Below are 16,784 nucleotides of genomic sequence, written 5' to 3'. Positions count from 1 at the left end.
ATCCGCAACGATGAGAAGCAATACCGCGGATAATTGTAATTTTATGGACAATATGTTCAGGACGTTCAGCTTTACCAAACCTTCTGTTTTACCTTCCTTTTCTGCCTTCTGTGGTGAGCAGCACTGGCGCAACGCGCTATAGTACCCTTCTTCGTTTGAGCTAAATTTTAATCATTTTATTTCAGTTTGCGCATCGCCGCGAACTGCACGGATTATATTCTCATGCAGGAGAAGGACCATGTTTTACTGGATTTTATTAGCCCTGGCCATTGTTGCTGAAATTACTGGTACGCTTTCTATGAAATGGGCGAGCGTATCTGATGGAAACACCGGCTTTATTTTGATGCTCGTGATGATCGCCTTGTCGTATATTTTCCTTTCGTTTGCGGTTAAAAAAATCGCTCTGGGTGTAGCCTATGCGCTGTGGGAAGGCATTGGTATCGTATTGATCACCCTGTTCAGCGTACTGCTGTTTGACGAAAGCCTTACGGTGATGAAGGCCGCAGGTCTGGCAACCTTGATTGCCGGTATCGTACTGATTAAGTCCGGTACTCGTAAGCCCGCGAAGGCGAACAAAACGCTGCACAAAGAGGTGAATCATGCATAACTTTGAGATGATTCACGGCTTATGGCTGGCAGGCTCCATCGTACTGGAAATTGTCGCTAATATTTTCCTCAAGTTCTCGGACGGCTTCCGTCGCAAAAGCTACGGTATCCTGTCGCTGGTCGCCGTATTGGCCGCGTTCAGTGCGCTGTCACAGGCGGTGAAGGGGATTGACCTCTCCGTCGCCTACGCCATCTGGGGTGGTTTCGGCGTCGCCGCGACGCTGGCGGCGGGGTGGATCCTCTTCGGCCAGCGACTGAACAACAAAGGCTGGGTGGGTTTAGGCCTGCTGTTGATCGGTATGGTGATGATTAAGCTCGCCTGATGTGATCGCTGCCTGAGAAATCGGGCAGCGAAATCTTGTGTCTGTATTACGCTTGTAACAAAGGGTTAGCGTATTTGATGCGAGGGTGAACTATGTTCGATCCGTCACGCTGGCGTAATATAGCCACAGCCAGAACGCTGTTCGTGATTATCTTCTTCGCGGGCATTGGCCTGATTTTTTCTATTATTTCGCTTCTCTACCTTTCCCAAAGCCTTATTACCAGCAAAACCAACGATATCGATGCCCGCCGTTCGGCGCTCTCCGTTGACGGCGCGATGCAGACCTCTATCAATCGCGTCCTCTCGCTGGTTATCGATAACGCCATCTGGGATGATGCGGTGCGCGAAGTTTATGCGCCGAAGCTGGATACCACCTGGCTGTACAACACCTGGGGCGCGGGTTTCAAAATCAATAATCTTTATGACGGCACCTTCGTGCTGGACGAAAACTACCATGTGCTGTGGGGCTCGTTTCGCAGTTCGCCGTTTAACGAGCACGATCTCGCGTTTTTTGGTAGTGGGCTAAAAGCGCTGATAGCCCACAATGAAGACCCACTGCGCCGGGGAAAAAATAACTTTGCTGGGATAACCAAAACCCGGGAAGGCCTCGCCTTTATCGGCATTGGTCTGATCCGCCCAATGGTTGGGCGCTTGAAGGTCTATGACGCGACCCGCCGCTATCTGGTGATTACCCGACACATCAACCCATTGCTGCTGAGCACTCTCGGCAATACCTTCCAGATTGAAAATCTGACCCTCACCGATTCGCCGCAAAATAAATACAACATACCGGTGCGGACCTCCAGCGGGGAGGTAGTCGGCTGGCTTGATTGGCAGCTTCGTCAACCTGGTGTCGAGGCCGCGCAGGCGGCTTCGCCGGAAATTCGTGAAATTGTGCTGCTGGCAACCGGGTTAATTCTGCTGTTTATCCTCGTCAGCAGCCTGGGGCTGTGGAAACTGGCGCGCGGCGAGCGGCAGGCGAGGGAGATTGCGTTAACCGATTGGCTGAGCCATCTGCCCAACCGCCGAGCGTTGATTGAGCAGCTTGAGCGAATCAGCCGCCGTGGCGATCGGGATATCAAAACGGTAGTGTTTATCGATCTCGATGGTTTCAAAGATGTTAACGACATTTATGGTCATGATGTCGGCGATATTTTGATTATTCGTATTGCGGATATGCTGCAAACGCTGGTGCCGCACGGCGGTATGCTGGCGCGCATGGGCGGCGACGAATTTGCGATGACCGTAGGCGGCACACACTCTGAAGCCAGCGCCTCAGCGTTTGCCGGGAGCGTGTTGGACTACCTGAGTACGCCGATCCGTATCGGCGAACGAACGCTACATATCAGCGCCAGTCTCGGTATCGCCAGCGGTACGTTGAAGGAGAAAACCAGCTCGGAGCTATTCCGTCAGGCAGATATTGCCATGTACCACTCGAAAATCACCGGCAAAGGGCGTATTACCCATTACGATGCCGAGCTGAGCAGCGCTCGCGAGTATCAACTGTCGCTGGAGGACGATATTCGCCACGGGCTGGAGCATGATGAGTTTGAAGTCTGGTACCAGCCGATCGTCTGTGCGCGCTCGCAGGCAATGGTTGGAGTCGAAGCGCTGGTGCGCTGGCCGCGGCGGCCGAAGGGCGAATTGATGCCGGATGCGTTTATTACCATCGCCGAAACCAGCGGGCTTATCTACTCGCTTGGGCAGTTTGTGCTGGCGCGAGCCTGTCGGGATCTGCTGGCACATAACGATTTGAAGCTGTCGGTGAATATCTCCCCGGCCCAGTTTCGCGACCCGGAGTTTGAGGATAAGGTCTCAAGCGTGCTGAAATCCTCCGGCTTCCCGCCGGCACGACTGCAGCTTGAAGTCACCGAAACTTACGTGCTGGAAAGACCGGAGCGGGCAAGAGCGGCGATTTCTGCGCTGAAAGCGCTGGGCACCGCCGTGGCGCTGGATGACTTCGGCACCGGCTATTCCAGCATTGGTTACCTGCGGCGTTTCAACTTTGACACTATTAAAATCGACAAGTCGCTGGCCGGGCTGGTGGACGATGACGATCAGGCGGCGGCGCTGGTCGGTGGGACCATTCGTATTGCCAGTGCGCTCGGCATGACGGTGATAGCGGAAGGGGTTGAAACGGAGAAACAAATGAAGCTACTGCGGCTCGCAGGTTGTGATCAGCTGCAAGGATTTTACTTCAGCGAGCCGATGCCGCTCTCGTCGCTGCTGGCGTTACGTCACCAGCAACGACAGAGTTAGTTTCCGGCGGCCAGCGCTTCCAGCTTATCGCGAAAACCGGTCACCGAGATGGCGCGGTTGTCGGCACGCTGGCGGTCTTTTGCCGCTGGCGCGGAGCTTTGTACGGCAATCACCTGCCAGCCCGAGTCCGTTTTCAGCAGCAGCGGTGAACCGCTATCGCCCGGTAGCGTATCGCACTGGTGAGAGAGCACCGAGGTCTGCGCCCAGCCCGTTACCGTACAATCCTCATGGCTGTACAGCGAATCAAGATGGTCAAGCGGATAGCCTGACTGGGTGACTTTACGGCCCGTTGCTTTCAGCGCGGCGGTGAGATCGTCTTTATTGCCCGCAAATACCGGCAGCGGCGTGATGCCAGAAGGTGGGTTGCGCAGCACGATAATGCCAAAATCCCACGGTGCGGCGGAAGCAGGAACAATCCAGCCGTCGCCATCCGCTTTCAGGCGTTTGCCTAAAGAAGGATCGACACGGCCTTCAATATCATGAATTTCATAGCGCCAGGTCCCTTTCTGCGAAACAAAGCGCAGCGCAACGGCTTTATCCAGCTTGCCACGCGGTGGCTCAAGCAGGCAGTGCCCGGCGGTTAGCGCCAGGTGAGGAGAAATCAAGGTTGCCGTACACAGATTGCCGCTGGCGGTTTCCAGCTGGCCAATCGCATCCCAGGGGGCCTGGGCGGGATGGCTGACAAGGGTACGATCGTCCTGACCAAAGAACAGGGTTTTAATGTCTTTTGCACTGATGCCAATATCATCGTCATCAGCATGGGAAATCAACGGTAGTACGGATAACGTTCCCAGTAAACAACACACAAAGGCTGTACGCATATCACTCTCTGATGGGGCAATTATGATTATAAAAAATAAACCCAATGAGACTACTATAGACGGGAGAAGCAAAAAGTGGGAGTAAAATCAGCGAACTACGCTCAGTAAAAGAAAAACTGGGTTGCGATCAGCGCGCAGATGATAAGGAATGCCAGGATGAGCTCGAAACGATAGCGCCGCAACATGATTGCTCTCCAGGAAAAAATCGGCGCTATATAAGCGCCGATATGATAATTGATTAACTCAGGTGGCCGCCCGGATTCAGCATTGCTGCTAGCCTCCCGGCGCCACCTGTATCAGCGTATTGCTACGCGGATACGTTATCAAGAATGATTATGCAGCTGGCTGAGCGGCTGGTTTAGCAGCAGTGTGTTTAGCGGCTTTGTGGTGCTTTTTAGCAGCCTGAGCTTTCTGTGCTACAGCTGGTTTAGCAGCGGCTTTGTGGTGCTTTTTAGCAGCCTGCGCTTTCTGCGCTACAGCTGGTTTAGCAGCGGCTTTGTGGTGCTTTTTAGCAGCCTGCGCTTTCTGCGCTACAGCTGGTTTAGTTGCTGCTTTGTGGTGCTTTTTAGCAGCCTGAGCTTTCTGCGCTACAGCTGGTTTAGCTGCTGCTTTTTTGTGTTTTTTAGCAGCCTGGGCTTTCTGCGCTACGGCTGGTTTAGCAGCGGCTTTTTTGTGCTTTTTAGCGGCCTGAGCTTTCTGCTCTGCAGCTGGTTTAGCGGCTTCTTTCTTGTGTTTTTTGTGGTGAGTGGCTTTAGCCGGTGCCGCGTGAGTTGCGGTAGCGGAAGCAGCCGGAGCCGGAGTTGCAGTTGCGTCAGCAGCAAATGCAGCGGAAGACAGACCCATAGCAGCGGCAACAACCAGAGCTAATACTTTTTTCATTCTGATACCCTCGAATTGGTTTTTTCATTCAACCCCACTGCGGGGCCGTTGAAGTAACTATATCGATGAGCGAGCCGGCTTTCCGTGAGTGATTGGTTTCGGCGTGTAACGTAATGTACGAGATTTGTTGTACATCCGTAACGGGGCGGTTTTTGACCGCCCCGCAAAGGGTTAGCTCTGGCAGGGGGTCTGTCTGGCGCGCTGGGAAAGGTACACGCGCAGGATCAGGGCGAAGGCCCAGGCCACGACGATAGCGGCAATCAGGTAAATGCTGCCTAAACCCTGATAACCAGCAATCCAGCCGGCCACCGGGCCGGTGAGGCCAAGCGCCAGGTCGAGAAACGCGGAATAGGTCCCCAGCGCGGTTCCCTGATTTTGTTCTTCCACCTGCTTCACGGCTTCAACGCCGAGCGCCGGGAAGACCAGCGAGAAGCCCGAACCGGTCAGGAATGCGCCAACGCCCGCCATCCACGCGTTTGGGGCAAACCAGATGATCAGCAGCCCCAGACACTCCACCACGTAGCAGATAAGCGATACCCGCAGCCCGCCAAAGCGGGTGATGGTGTTGCCAAGCACCAGACGAATACAGATAAACCCAATGCTGAACAACGACAGGGTAAACGCCGCGCCCGCCCAACCGTGAGAAGAGAAGTAGAGAGTGATAAAGGTGGCAATGACGCCGAAGCCAACGGTGCCTAGCCCGAGCCCCAGACCGTATGGCCAGATCTTGCGGGCCACCACGTGAAAGGGCGCCCTGACGCCGGCGCTGACGCTGACGTCGGCGCGAGTACGAGCAAACAGTAGCCCCACGACGGCGATAATCACAATCAGCGCGGCAAAACCGCTGATGCCGAACCAGTCGTTGAGCACAACGCCCAACGGCGCACCTGCCGCCATCGCCACATAGGTGGCAACGCCGTTCCAGGAGATCACCCGTGAGGTGTGAATCGCACCGACGGTTTTAATCCCCCAAAGCGTCGATCCGGTGGACGTGAAGCTTTCGCCTACGCCGAGGAACACACGGCCGACCAGTAACAGCGCTACCGCCAGAATGGGGCTGGCGTGAGCCGCTGCCGCTGCGAGGGTGAACAGACCGCTCATCAGGCAGCAGACAATCCCTAAGCTGACGACTTTTTTTGGACCCCAGATATCGGTATAGCGCCCGGCGTGCGGTCGGCTGACCAGCGTCGAAATGTACTGCAGGCTGATTACCGCGCCCGCGACAAACGTGCTGTAGCCGAGGTTGTAGTGAATAAAGCCCGGCAGCACGGCGAGCGGCAGGCCGATAGAGAGGTAGCAGATACAGGTGAAAACAACGATCGAGATAATGCGAAGGTTCAGTTGGGTATTGCTGGCACGGGTCGTCATAGCGCTACATTGGTAAGACAGAAGTGGGGCCATTATAGGAATTGCCAGCTAGTATGGCGAGATGGCAACGCATTTTATGTCAATCGTATAAGTATTAGTTATCAGCACCGTAGCCCGTCCAGGCGGAGCGCCGCCGGGGATGTCCCAGAGTCGGCATTGCCTCGTCCGGGCTACGTGGCGTTGCGGATTAATGCAGGCGCTTATGTAAGGTGAAACCCACCAGCAGCGCGCCGACCAGCAGCAGCGCGATAAATCCACCGACGCCGTTCCAGCCGTAGTTGTGCCAGAATACGCCGCCGAGCGTCCCGGCGATGCTGGAGCCGAGGTAGTAGCTGAACAGATACAGCGAAGACGCCTGGCCTCTTGCGCGGCGAGCGCGCGGGCCAATCCAACTGCTGGCAACCGAGTGGGCGGCAAAGAACCCGGCGGAAAAGAGCAGCATACCGGGGAAAATCACCCACAGCGGCGAGAACAGCGTCAGCAGCAGGCCGAGCAGCATTACCCCGGTAAAGAAGATCATCACCGGCCCGCGACCGTAGCGCGTGGTCATCATCCCTGCTTTTGGCGAGCTCCAGGTGCCGGTCAGATAGGCCACGGAGAGCAGGCCAACCACCGCCTGATTGAGTGACCACGGCGACAGCATCAGGCGATAGCCTATGTAGTTAAAGAGGGTGACGAACGCACCCATCAGCAGAAAACCTTCAACAAACAGCAGCGGCAGACCACGGTCGCGCCAGTGCAGGTGCAGGTTAATCAGCAGCGTTTTCGGTTTTAGTGAGCTTGGACGGAAGTGGCGAGACTCCGGCAAAATGCGCCAGAACATCACCGCTGACGCCAGCGCAAAGGCGCTGATAACCGCCAATGCTACGCGCCAGCCGAAGAAATCGGTAAAGACCCCGGTCAACAGGCGTCCACTCATCCCGCCTATTGAGTTACCACTGATATAGAGCCCCATCGAAAAGGCGACAAAGCTTGGGTGAATCTCTTCGCTGAGGTAGGTCATGCCGACCGCTGCCACGCCGCTAAGCGACAGGCCAATCAGCGCGCGCATAATCAGAATGCCGTGCCAACTGGTCATCATCGTGGAGAGCAGCGAACAGCAGGAGGCCAGCAGTAGCGCGGTGACCATCACCTTTTTACGCCCGATGGCATCGGAGAGCGGGCCGGTAAACAGCAAGCCGACTGCCAGCATTGCCGTCGAGATAGAGAGCGAAATACTGCTCCCCGCAGGCGAAATGCCGAACTCATGTGACAGCACCGGCAGGATTGGCTGCACGCAGTACAGCAGCGCGAAGGTTGCCAGCCCGGCAGAGAACAGCGCGAGCGTTACCCGAATAAAGGCGGGCGTACCGCGGCGAATAAAAGCGTTTGACTGAAGGGGGGTATCATCGCGGACATCAATGGCAGGCGCGTCGTCTGCGGTGGTTGTGCGGCTCACGGGAAATCCTTGCATAAAACAGTGGGTAATATCGACTCAGGTCACATAATCAGAGTAGGAAATTGTAAATATTCTGTCTAATATATTAATAATCTCAATTGATACTTTTAAAATATGAATATTGAACTTCGCCACCTGCGTTATTTCATTGCCGTCGCCGAAGAACTGCACTTTGGGCGCGCGGCGGCGCGGCTCAATATCTCCCAGCCGCCGCTAAGCCAGCAGATCCAGATACTCGAGCAACAAGTTGGGGCGCGGCTGTTTGCCCGCACCAACCGCAGCGTGAGCCTGACGGAAGCGGGGCGGCAGTTTCTTGCCGATAGCCGCCAGATTTTGCTGCAGGTGAACGAAGCGGCCGCGCGGGCAAGCCGTCTGCATCACGGGGAGACGGGAGAGTTACATATCGGCTTTACCTCTTCAGCGCCGTTTATCAAGGCGGTTTCAGATACGCTCTCTACCTTTCGTCAGCGCTACCCGGATGTGCATATCCAGACGCGGGAAACCAATACCCGCGAGCAGATTTCGCCGTTAACGGAGGGGGCGCTTGAGCTGGGCCTGATGCGCAATACCCAACTTCCTGACACCCTCGACTGGCAGGTGATCCTGCGCGAACCGCTGCTGGCGATGATTCACCGCGACCATCCGCTTGCCAATAAACCGGCGGTGAGCCTGGTGGAATTGGGGAAAGAGCCGTTTGTCTTCTTTGACCCGCATGTGGGCACCGGGCTGTATGACGATATTCTGGGCCTGATGCGCCGCTACGATGCGGTACCGACCATCACGCAGGAGGTGGGCGAGGCGATGACGATTATCGGCCTTGTGGCTTCGGGGCTGGGGGTGTCGATACTGCCGGCGTCGTTTCGCCGGGTACAGCTGCATGAAATGCGCTGGGTGCCGATTGCCGAAGAGGATGCAGTGTCGGAAATGTGGCTGGTATGGTCTAAACACCATGAGCTTAGCCAGGCGGCACAGCGTTTCAAACAGCATCTGTTAAACGCGGCAAAGGTGAGCGTTTCGCTGCCAAATGTGTGAAAAATTGTGCAGTAAATCACAAGGCTAAGTAAAAATTTGACGCAGAGCGTTCAAGTACTTCACCATAGCCCAAAGTGTTTATTTCGAAGCGCGAAAATAAGGGAGTTTTTACGGTGGTAGCGGACAGTCAGCCAGGGCATATCGATCAAATCAAGCAGACCAACGCAGGGGCGGTTTATCGCCTTATTGATCAGCTCGGCCTGGTGTCGCGTATCGACCTTTCCCGACTTGCGCAACTGGCGCCCGCCAGTATCACCAAAATTGTTCGCGAACTGCTGGAAGCACACCTGGTTCAGGAAACGGAAATTCAGGAAGCGGGCAGCCGCGGTCGTCCCGCCGTGGGCCTGATGGTGGAAACGGAAGCCTGGCACTATCTTTCCGTGCGTATCAGCCGGGGTGTTATCCATCTGGCGCTGCGTGACCTCAGCAGTAAGCTGGTGGTGGAAGAACAGTTGGATCTGGCGCTGGAAGATGAGATCCCGTTCCTGAATCGGGTGGTGTCCCATATTGACCAGTTCTTTATTCGCCACCAGAGTCTGCTTGAACGTCTGACTGCGATTGCCATCACCCTGCCGGGTATTATCGATACCGAGAACGGCATTATTCATCGTATGCCGTTTTATGATGTTACCGATGTTCCGCTGGGCGGTACGCTGGAGGCGCATACCGGCGTGCCGGTGTATATCCAGCACGATATCAGCGCCTGGACGATGGCCGAGGCGCTGTTTGGCGCATCACGCGGCGCGCGCGATGTGATTCAGGTGGTTATCGACCACAACGTCGGTGCGGGGGTGATTACCGATGGGCGTTTACTGCATGCTGGCAGCAGCAGTCTGGTAGAGATTGGTCATACCCAGGTCGACCCGTACGGTAAGCGCTGCTATTGCGGCAACCACGGCTGTCTGGAGACCATCGCCAGCGTGGAAAGCGTGATGGAACTGACCCAGGTGCGCATGCAGCAGTCGATGAGCTCCATGCTGCATCAAAAGCCGCTCAGCGTGGAGTGGCTATGTCAGGCCGCGATGCAGGGCGATTTACTGGCAAAGGATATCATCAGCAGCATCGGAACCAACGTCGGGCGAATCCTCGCCATCATGGTTAACCTTTTCAATCCGCAGAAAATTTTGATTGGCTCGCCGTTTAATCAGGCCGCCGACATCCTCTTCCCGGCGATTGGCGACTGCATTCGCCAGCAGTCGCTGCCCGCCTACAGCAAGCACATTGCGGTAGAGCAGACACAGTTCTCGAACCGCGGCACCATGGCGGGGGCGGCGCTGGTAAAAGACGCGCTGTATAATGGAACATTGCTGATTAGACTGTTACAGGGTTAACAATTTTTAGCAGTTTTGCAAAAAATTGCGCTATCTCAATCTGACCCATTCGCACATCACGTAAACTTTCACTCCGTTGAATTATTCATTGCCATGATATTTTCATGGCGCAGGAGTGGGGTTAGTTTGTGATGCTTAATCGTTTCTTTATTACTGGTACTGATACTTCTGTCGGCAAGACGGTGGTTTCTCGTGCGCTTTTGCAGGCGCTCGCCGCCAGCGGGAAACGGGTGGCAGGATACAAACCAGTTGCCAAAGGCAGCAAGGAAACCGCAGAGGGGCTGCGCAATAAAGATGCGCTGGTTCTGCAGGCCGTTTCATCGCTGGACTTACCCTATGACGCTATCAACCCGATTGCGCTGAGCGAAGAAGAGAGCAGCGTTGCCCACAGTTGCCCGATCAACTACACCTTATTGTCTGACGGCCTGGCCAATCTGAGCCAGCAGGTCGATAACGTGGTGGTTGAAGGGACCGGCGGCTGGCGCAGCCTGATGAACGATTTGCGTCCGCTCTCGGAATGGGTAGTGCAGGAACAACTGCCGGTGCTCATGGTGGTTGGCATTCAGGAAGGCTGTATTAACCATGCATTGCTGACCGCTCAGGCTATCGCTAACGACGGCCTGCCGCTGATTGGCTGGGTGGCGAATCGTATCAACCCAGGCCTGGCGCACTATGCGGAAATTATCGACGTCCTCAGCAAAAAGCTGCCGGCACCGCTGGTGGGTGAACTGCCGTACCTGCCGCGTCCGGAACAGCGTGAGCTGAGCCAGTACGTTGACTTAGCGATGCTCCGTAACGTGCTGACGGTAGATAGAATTCTGGCGTAAGGTTCGCGACAACACCGACGCCAGCACGCAGGCAATCAGTAAACCGGGTAGTAACGTATACTGCCCGGTCATTTCACAAATCATCAGCGTTGACATAATCGGCGCATGCGTCGTTGCCGCCAGTAGCGTGGCCATCCCCGTGACCCCCAGCAGTATTGCCATCGCCTCATGGGCAGGAAACACCAGCCCCCACGTATTAGCAAACAAAATCCCGACCGCCAGGCCAATAAACAGCGTTGGGGTAAAGACCCCACCGGGCGCGCCCGAGCCGCTGCTGGCAAGAATGGCGAGCAGCTTGCATACAAAGATACCGGCGATAATGGCAAAGCTCGGCGGCGTCAGCAGAAAACCCTGCACCACGCTATAACCGTTGCCCCAGACGGCGGGTGTTAACAGCGAAAGCAATCCGACAAACAGCCCGCCGAGCGCAAGCTGCCAGGGAGGCGACAGTTTGAGCCGCAGAAAACCCTGGTGACTCATGTCCATCAACCACATCAGCAGCGGCCCGCCTAAACCGCAGACCAGTCCGGTGGTGAGCATCAGGGCGTAATGGGTGGCAGTGAGCGCGGGCAGATCGCCAACGCGGTAGAGCAGCTCTGCGCCGCCGTTCATCAACTGGGTGGTCAGTAGCGCCACCACGGCGGCAATCACCACCGGGCCAAGCGAGGCTAGCATCAGGGTGCCGAACAGGATCTCGGCGATAAACAGGCTGCCCGCCAGCGGTGCGTGATAGGCGCTGGCCATCCCGGCGGCGGCCCCGCAGGCGATCCATAGCTTCCACTCATCTTTTGGCGTGAAGCGCTGGGCAAAAAAAGAGGCGGCGAGGGCGGCTAGCAGGATCATGGCACCTTCGCGGCCGATGGCGCTACCGCTAATAACCACCAGCAATGAGGCGGCGGATTTAATCAGGCTGGCACCGGTATCAAACTTGCCTTCGTCGCTTTCCAGCGCTTCCATGTAGTCGGTGGGTGCGTGCGTGCGCTGGCGGGTGTGGCGCTGCCAGGCCCACAGCAGCATCCCGGCGGCAAGCCCACCGAGGACGGGAGTAATCAGCCGTCGCCACCACACCAGCCCTTCAGCGGCGTTGACCAGGCTGCCGCTATCATTGCTGAGAAATAGCCACTCCCCCAGATACATGGCGTGACGAAAGAGCGCCACCGCCAGCGCCGCGAGGACGCCTATGACGGTGGCAATCAGCAGGCGACGAAACATCGCCGTAATATCGGGGTAGTGATGAAGACGCTGCATCGTTTTCTCGGTGGCTTAGCGGTACAGCTTTTTGTCAGCGACGGGGATCAGCAGCGAGGACTGCCACTGCGCCAGCGTTTGCTGGGCCAGTTTCCCCAGAGCAATAAAGAACGGATGGCCCGCTTTTTCAATAAATTCAGCGAGGAAGCGCGGTGCCCACGGCAGGAGATGCCAGGCCAGCAGTTGATTACAGGCGTCATCACGGCCGTTTTCCAAAAGCCAGGCCGCCAGCATCAGCAGGGTGCCGAAGTGATCTTCCGGCTCGTTTTGCTCTACATCGAAAGCAATCTGGTTTTCACGCATCCACTGGCGCAGCGCCAGGGTAGAGTCGCCAAACAGCACGTTCTCACGATCCAGCCAGACGGATCCCCACGGTGGTGACGGCAGCGCTGATGGCCCGATAAACAGGCGTTGCCAGGCCTGAGGAAGCGATTCATCGCCTTGTGCAGCAAACCCAGCGGAAAGGGCATCGGCATGTTCAACGGCATACGGCCACTGCTCAAGCCACTCGCCGTCGGTGAAAGCGGCAACCAGCGGCTCGGCGAGCGTGCTATTAGGTGCAAAATAGAACAGGGCACCCAGTACCCGGGCAGAGAACGCTAAGGCGTCGTTGTGCTGAACGTCATTCATTACTGCATTTCCTTATAGGGGCGCGGGAAAACTCCCGCGCCGATGATTTACCCGGCAATCGCCATGCCGACGGTCATATGCAGGCCATAGAACAGCCCGCGACCGATAAGTTCGCCAACCAGTACCAGTACTAACCCCAGCGCCAGCCCCACAGCGCGTGGCGGAACGCGGCGCAACAGTGGGCAGATCCAGCAGCCCAAACCGGCTGCCAGCAGGACGAAGCGCCACACCTGTAAGCGGCCCCAGTCCGGCAGCAGCGCGTTAGCCTGCTGAACCGAGCTGTGAATAAAGCCCAACTCTGAGGTTTGCAGCACCACGACCGCCACGCTGAGCAAATAGCCCAGCACGCTGACCGCGGCGAAGAACTTACCGTTAAACGGTACTTTCGCCAGCTTCAGCAGCAGCGCGGCAAACAGCGGCCCGGTGAGCAAGACGGTCAGGAAGAACGAGGCCGTCGTATAACCATTATACCAGGTTGGCACGGTATCTATCTGATAAACACGCGTCATTGCCCAGACAAATAGTAGCCCCAGTACCATACTGACCAATAGCCAGACGCGTCCGAGCGCCGCAGGCATTTTCCCGAGAACTGACAGCAGCCACCAGAAACCGCCGACGGCAAAGAACACGGAGCCGCTGGCAATCTCATTACTCAACGCCGATGCCCCCACGCGGTTCAACGAATTGAACGCCCGCAGCGGCGAGCCAAGGTGCAGCACCGAGGCGAAGAATGCGATTCCCATGATAACCCAAAGGAAAAACATAGTGAGCACAATGCGGCGCTGCTCTGCCGGTTCATGGCGCGCTGCCAGCCAGCCTAGCCCAGTGACGATTGTCGCGCCTGCTACGCACTGCCCCAGCACGGTAAACAGCACCAGCGGCCATTCATGCCATCCGCTTCCCATCTTACACCTCCTTCGGATTGGCCAGATAGCCAGTGGTATCGCCGCACGGACGTGCATTGGCGTTGGGTTTAATCACAATGCTTGGCTTGGTGAAGTGCGCGGACGGCAGCGGCGCCACCGCCGCAAGCGTACCGTGCTTCTGCCGCAGTTCTTCGATAGGCCCAAAGTCCAGCGCACGCAGCGGGCAGGACTCCACGCAAATCGGCTTCTTGCCTTCCGCCACGCGCTCATGACAGCCGTCGCATTTGGTCATATGACCTTTAGCTTCGTTGTACTGCGGCGCACCATACGGGCAGGCCATATGGCAGTAACGGCAGCCGATGCAGACATCTTCGTTGACGACAACAAAGCCATCTTCGCGTTTGTGCATCGCGCCGCTAGGGCACACTTTGGTACAGGCCGGGTCTTCGCAGTGGTTACAGGCGATGGAGAGATAGTAAGCAAAGACGTTCTGATTCCAGACGCCGTTATCTTCCTGCCAGTCGCCGCCCGCGTATTCGTAAATACGGCGGAAGCTAACGTCCGGAGTTAAGTCTTTGTAATCTTTACAGGCCAGCTCGCAGGTTTTACAACCGGTGCAGCGGGCCGAGTCGATGAAAAATCCGTATTGGGTGCTCATGGGCTAATCCTTATACCTTCTCGATCTCAACCAGGTTGGTGTGCTGCGGGTTGCCTTTCGCCAGTGGAGAAGGGCGATGCGTGGTCAGCGTGTTGATGCAGGAACCGTGGTCAATCCGGTCGCCGTTCATCTCGGCGTCGTGCCAGGCGCCCTGGCCCATTGCGGACACGCCCGGCATAATGCGCGGCGTGACTTTCGCCGGAATTCGCAGCTCACCGCGGCCGTTAAACACGCGCACCATGTCGCCGTTCTGGATCCCGCGTTTCTGCGCATCCAGCGGGTTTAACCACACTTCCTGACGGCAGGCGGCTTTCAGCACATCAACGTTGCCGTAGCTTGAGTGGGTGCGAGCTTTAAAGTGGAAACCAAACAGCTGTAGCGGGAAAGTGCCGCGCAGCGGATCGTCCCAGCCTTCAAAGGTGGAGGCGTAAACCGGCAGCGGGCTGATGGTTTCGTCTTTCTCAAGCTGCCATTTCGCGGCGATATCGGCCAGGCGGCTGGAGTAGATTTCAATTTTGCCCGACGGCGTTTTTAACGGATTGGCTTCTGGGTCTTTGCGGAAACTCTGGTAGGCGACAAAGTGCCCGTTCGGGTCTTTGCGCTTATAGATGCCCATCTTTTTGAGTTCATCATAGGTCGGTAAATCTGCGTCTTTGGCGCGCATTTTGGCGTACAGATACTGCAGCCATTGCTCCTGAGAACGTCCTTCTGTGAACTTCTGGTACACATCGTTGCCCAGACGTTTCGCCACTTCGCTTAAGATCCAGTAGATCGGCTTGCGTTCGAATTTTGGCGCGGTTGCCGGCTGAATAAAGATCAGGTAGCCCATATTCCCGGCGTAGTCGTTGGGAATAATGTCTTCCTGTTCAACGGTCATCAGGTCGGGCAGCAGGATATCGGCGTACTTCGCCGAGGCGGTCATAAAGTTCTCAATCACCACGATCATTTCGCATTTGCTGTCGTCCTGCAAAATCTCGTGGGTTTTATTGATATCTGAGTGCTGATTAATGATGGTATTGCCCGCATAGTTCCAGAAAAACTTGATAGGCACATCCAGTTTATCTTTGCCGCGCACGCCGTCGCGGGTGGCGGTCATCTCGGCGCCGTGGTCAATCGCATCGGTCTAGGTAAAGCAGGAAATGGCCGTTTTGACCGGGTTTTCCAGCACCGGGAAGCGCTCGATGGTAATGGTATAGGTCGATTCGCGCGCGCCGCTGTTACCGCCGTTAATACCGACATTACCGGTCAGAATCGGCAGCATGGCAATCGCACGGGCAGAGAGCTCGCCGTTTGCCTGACGCTGCGGCCCCCAGCCCTGGCAAATATAGGCCGGTTTAGCGCTGCCGATTTCACGTGCCAGCTTGATGATTCTGTCGGCAGGAATACCGGTAATGCTCGAAGCCCACTGCGGGGTTTTCGCCACGCCGTCATCGCCCTGACCGAGAATGTATGCCTTGTAGTGACCGTTAGCCGGCGCGCCTTCCGGTAGGGTTTTCTCGTCGTAACCAACGCAGTACTTATCAAGGAACGGCTGATCGACCAGATTCTCGTCAATCAGTACCCAGGCAATGCCGGCAACCAGTGCGGCATCGGTACCCGGACGAATCGGGATCCACTCATCTTCACGGCCTGCGGCGGTATCGGTATAGCGCGGATCGATAACGATCATGCGCGCATTTGAGCGTTCGCGAGCTTGTTCAAGATAATAGGTGATGCCGCCGCTGCTCATGCGAGTTTCTGCAGGGTTGTTGCCGAACATCACCACCAGTTTACTGTTTTCGATATCGGAAGTGCTGTTGCCGTCGTTGGTGCCGTAGGTATACGGCATGGCGCAGGCAATCTGGGCGGTGCTGTAGGTGCCGTACTGGTTGAGCGAGCCGCCGTAGCAGTTCATCAGGCGCATCACGGCAGAGCCGGATGGTGAGGAGCGAGTGATATTACCGCCGACGATGCCGGAAGAGTAGTTAATGTAGACGGATTCGTTGCCGTAATCTTTCACTACACGCTTAAGGTTACTGGCGATCGTGTCCAGCGCTTCATCCCAGCTAATGCGTTCGAATTTACCTTCGCCGCGTTTACCTACGCGCTTCATCGGATAGTTCAGACGATCGGGGTGGTTGATACGACGGCGAATAGAACGCCCGCGCAGGCAGGCGCGTACCTGGTGATCGCCATAGATATCGTGGCCGGTATTGTCGGTTTCGACCCAATACACTTCATCGTCTTTCACATGCAGGCGCAGCGCGCAGCGACTGCCGCAGTTGACTGAACAGGCGCCCCAGACCACTTTGTCTTCCGGCTGGCTGGCCTGTTGCACGGCGGCAGCCGTCGCGCGTAAAGAGAAGGGGAGCGAGAGACCGCCCGCTGCGAATGCTAAGGAGCCGATAGCCGACGATTTAATGAGGGTGCGTCGGCTTAGCCCCCCTGGCTTTTCCTGATCAGACATTGCTCACTCCATTATTTTTGTTTAATGATTCCAGCGTGAAATTAAAAACCTGC

General features: G+C 56.4%; 15 protein-coding genes and 1 pseudogene. 6 read left to right on the top strand and 10 right to left on the bottom strand.

What is annotated here, in order from left to right:
- Positions 1–238 precede the first annotated feature (238 nt).
- The 3 genes from mdtJ to HII27_RS17585 all read left to right on the top strand — a co-directional run bounded on the left by mdtJ (position 239) and on the right by HII27_RS17585 (position 3,187).
- A complete protein-coding gene (mdtJ, locus tag HII27_RS17595; RefSeq protein WP_185669073.1) occupies positions 239–607 on the top strand; it encodes a multidrug/spermidine efflux SMR transporter subunit MdtJ in 369 nt (122 codons plus the stop codon).
- On the top strand, positions 600–929 hold the full coding sequence (mdtI, locus tag HII27_RS17590; RefSeq protein WP_185669072.1) for a multidrug/spermidine efflux SMR transporter subunit MdtI: 330 nt from the start codon (positions 600–602) through the stop codon (positions 927–929). The genes mdtJ and mdtI overlap by 8 nt, the downstream gene beginning before the upstream one ends.
- Before the next feature lie 92 nt (positions 930–1,021).
- Positions 1,022–3,187 carry a bifunctional diguanylate cyclase/phosphodiesterase gene (locus HII27_RS17585; RefSeq protein WP_185669071.1) on the top strand — a complete coding sequence of 722 codons (2,166 nt, stop codon included), beginning with the start codon at positions 1,022–1,024 and terminating at the stop codon, positions 3,185–3,187.
- Here HII27_RS17585 and HII27_RS17580 read toward each other — a convergent pair.
- From HII27_RS17580 to HII27_RS17565, 5 genes are all read right to left on the bottom strand, one after another.
- Positions 3,184–4,008, bottom strand: a complete 825-nt coding sequence (locus HII27_RS17580) for a trypsin-like serine peptidase (protein WP_185669070.1) — start codon at positions 4,006–4,008, stop codon at positions 3,184–3,186. The two genes, HII27_RS17585 and HII27_RS17580, sit on opposite strands and share 4 nt — an antisense overlap.
- A gap of 101 nt (positions 4,009–4,109) precedes the next feature.
- Complete coding sequence (gene ydgU / locus HII27_RS27620) at positions 4,110–4,193, bottom strand: small membrane protein YdgU (protein WP_455583647.1); 84 nt, start codon at positions 4,191–4,193, stop codon at positions 4,110–4,112.
- A 148-nt stretch (positions 4,194–4,341) separates the two neighbouring features.
- Positions 4,342–4,887 (bottom strand): acid resistance repetitive basic protein Asr, encoded by a 546-nt coding sequence (gene asr, locus HII27_RS17575; RefSeq protein WP_185669069.1) that lies wholly within the window; start codon positions 4,885–4,887, stop codon positions 4,342–4,344.
- Positions 4,888–5,058: 171 nt separating this feature from the next.
- Entirely contained in the window at positions 5,059–6,255 is a 1,197-nt protein-coding gene (locus HII27_RS17570) for an MFS transporter (protein WP_185669068.1), read from the bottom strand.
- 187 nt (positions 6,256–6,442) lie between these two features.
- Complete coding sequence (locus HII27_RS17565) at positions 6,443–7,693, bottom strand: MFS transporter (protein ID WP_185669067.1); 1,251 nt, start codon at positions 7,691–7,693, stop codon at positions 6,443–6,445.
- Positions 7,694–7,807: 114 nt separating this feature from the next.
- Here HII27_RS17565 and HII27_RS17560 point away from each other — a divergent pair, with 114 nt between their 5' ends.
- The 3 genes from HII27_RS17560 to bioD all read left to right on the top strand — a co-directional run bounded on the left by HII27_RS17560 (position 7,808) and on the right by bioD (position 10,883).
- The gene (locus HII27_RS17560; protein ID WP_185669066.1) at positions 7,808–8,725 is read left to right on the top strand and encodes a LysR family transcriptional regulator; all 918 of its coding nucleotides are present in this window, start codon (positions 7,808–7,810) and stop codon (positions 8,723–8,725) included.
- A 113-nt stretch (positions 8,726–8,838) separates the two neighbouring features.
- Positions 8,839–10,056: a sugar metabolism global transcriptional regulator Mlc gene (gene mlc, locus HII27_RS17555; protein WP_185669065.1), complete on the top strand. Its 1,218-nt coding sequence runs from the start codon at positions 8,839–8,841 to the stop codon at positions 10,054–10,056.
- A 131-nt stretch (positions 10,057–10,187) separates the two neighbouring features.
- On the top strand, positions 10,188–10,883 hold the full coding sequence (bioD, locus tag HII27_RS17550; RefSeq protein ID WP_185669100.1) for a dethiobiotin synthase: 696 nt from the start codon (positions 10,188–10,190) through the stop codon (positions 10,881–10,883).
- Here the strand turns inward: bioD and clcB are convergent.
- From clcB to ynfE, 5 genes and pseudogenes are all read right to left on the bottom strand, one after another.
- Complete coding sequence (gene clcB / locus HII27_RS17545) at positions 10,836–12,131, bottom strand: voltage-gated ClC-type chloride channel ClcB (protein WP_185669064.1); 1,296 nt, start codon at positions 12,129–12,131, stop codon at positions 10,836–10,838. The two genes, bioD and clcB, sit on opposite strands and share 48 nt — an antisense overlap.
- Positions 12,132–12,146: 15 nt before the next feature.
- Positions 12,147–12,761, bottom strand: a complete 615-nt coding sequence (dmsD, locus tag HII27_RS17540; RefSeq protein ID WP_185669063.1) for a Tat proofreading chaperone DmsD — start codon at positions 12,759–12,761, stop codon at positions 12,147–12,149.
- Between the two features lie 47 nt (positions 12,762–12,808).
- Positions 12,809–13,666, bottom strand: a complete 858-nt coding sequence (locus HII27_RS17535) for a dimethyl sulfoxide reductase anchor subunit family protein (protein WP_185669062.1) — start codon at positions 13,664–13,666, stop codon at positions 12,809–12,811.
- 1 nt (position 13,667) lies between these two features.
- Positions 13,668–14,285, bottom strand: coding sequence for a DMSO/selenate family reductase complex B subunit (locus HII27_RS17530; RefSeq protein ID WP_185669061.1), 618 nt, complete (start codon positions 14,283–14,285; stop codon positions 13,668–13,670).
- Positions 14,286–14,295: 10 nt separating this feature from the next.
- Positions 14,296–16,731 (bottom strand): annotated as a pseudogene (gene ynfE / locus HII27_RS17525) (selenate/tellurate reductase subunit YnfE).
- Between the last annotated feature and the right edge of the window lie 53 nt (positions 16,732–16,784).

This window comes from Kluyvera sichuanensis, assembly GCF_014218705.1.
GTDB classification, from domain to species: Bacteria; Pseudomonadota; Gammaproteobacteria; order Enterobacterales; family Enterobacteriaceae; genus Kluyvera; species Kluyvera sichuanensis.
This window is presented reverse-complemented; position numbering and strand designations above follow the sequence as displayed.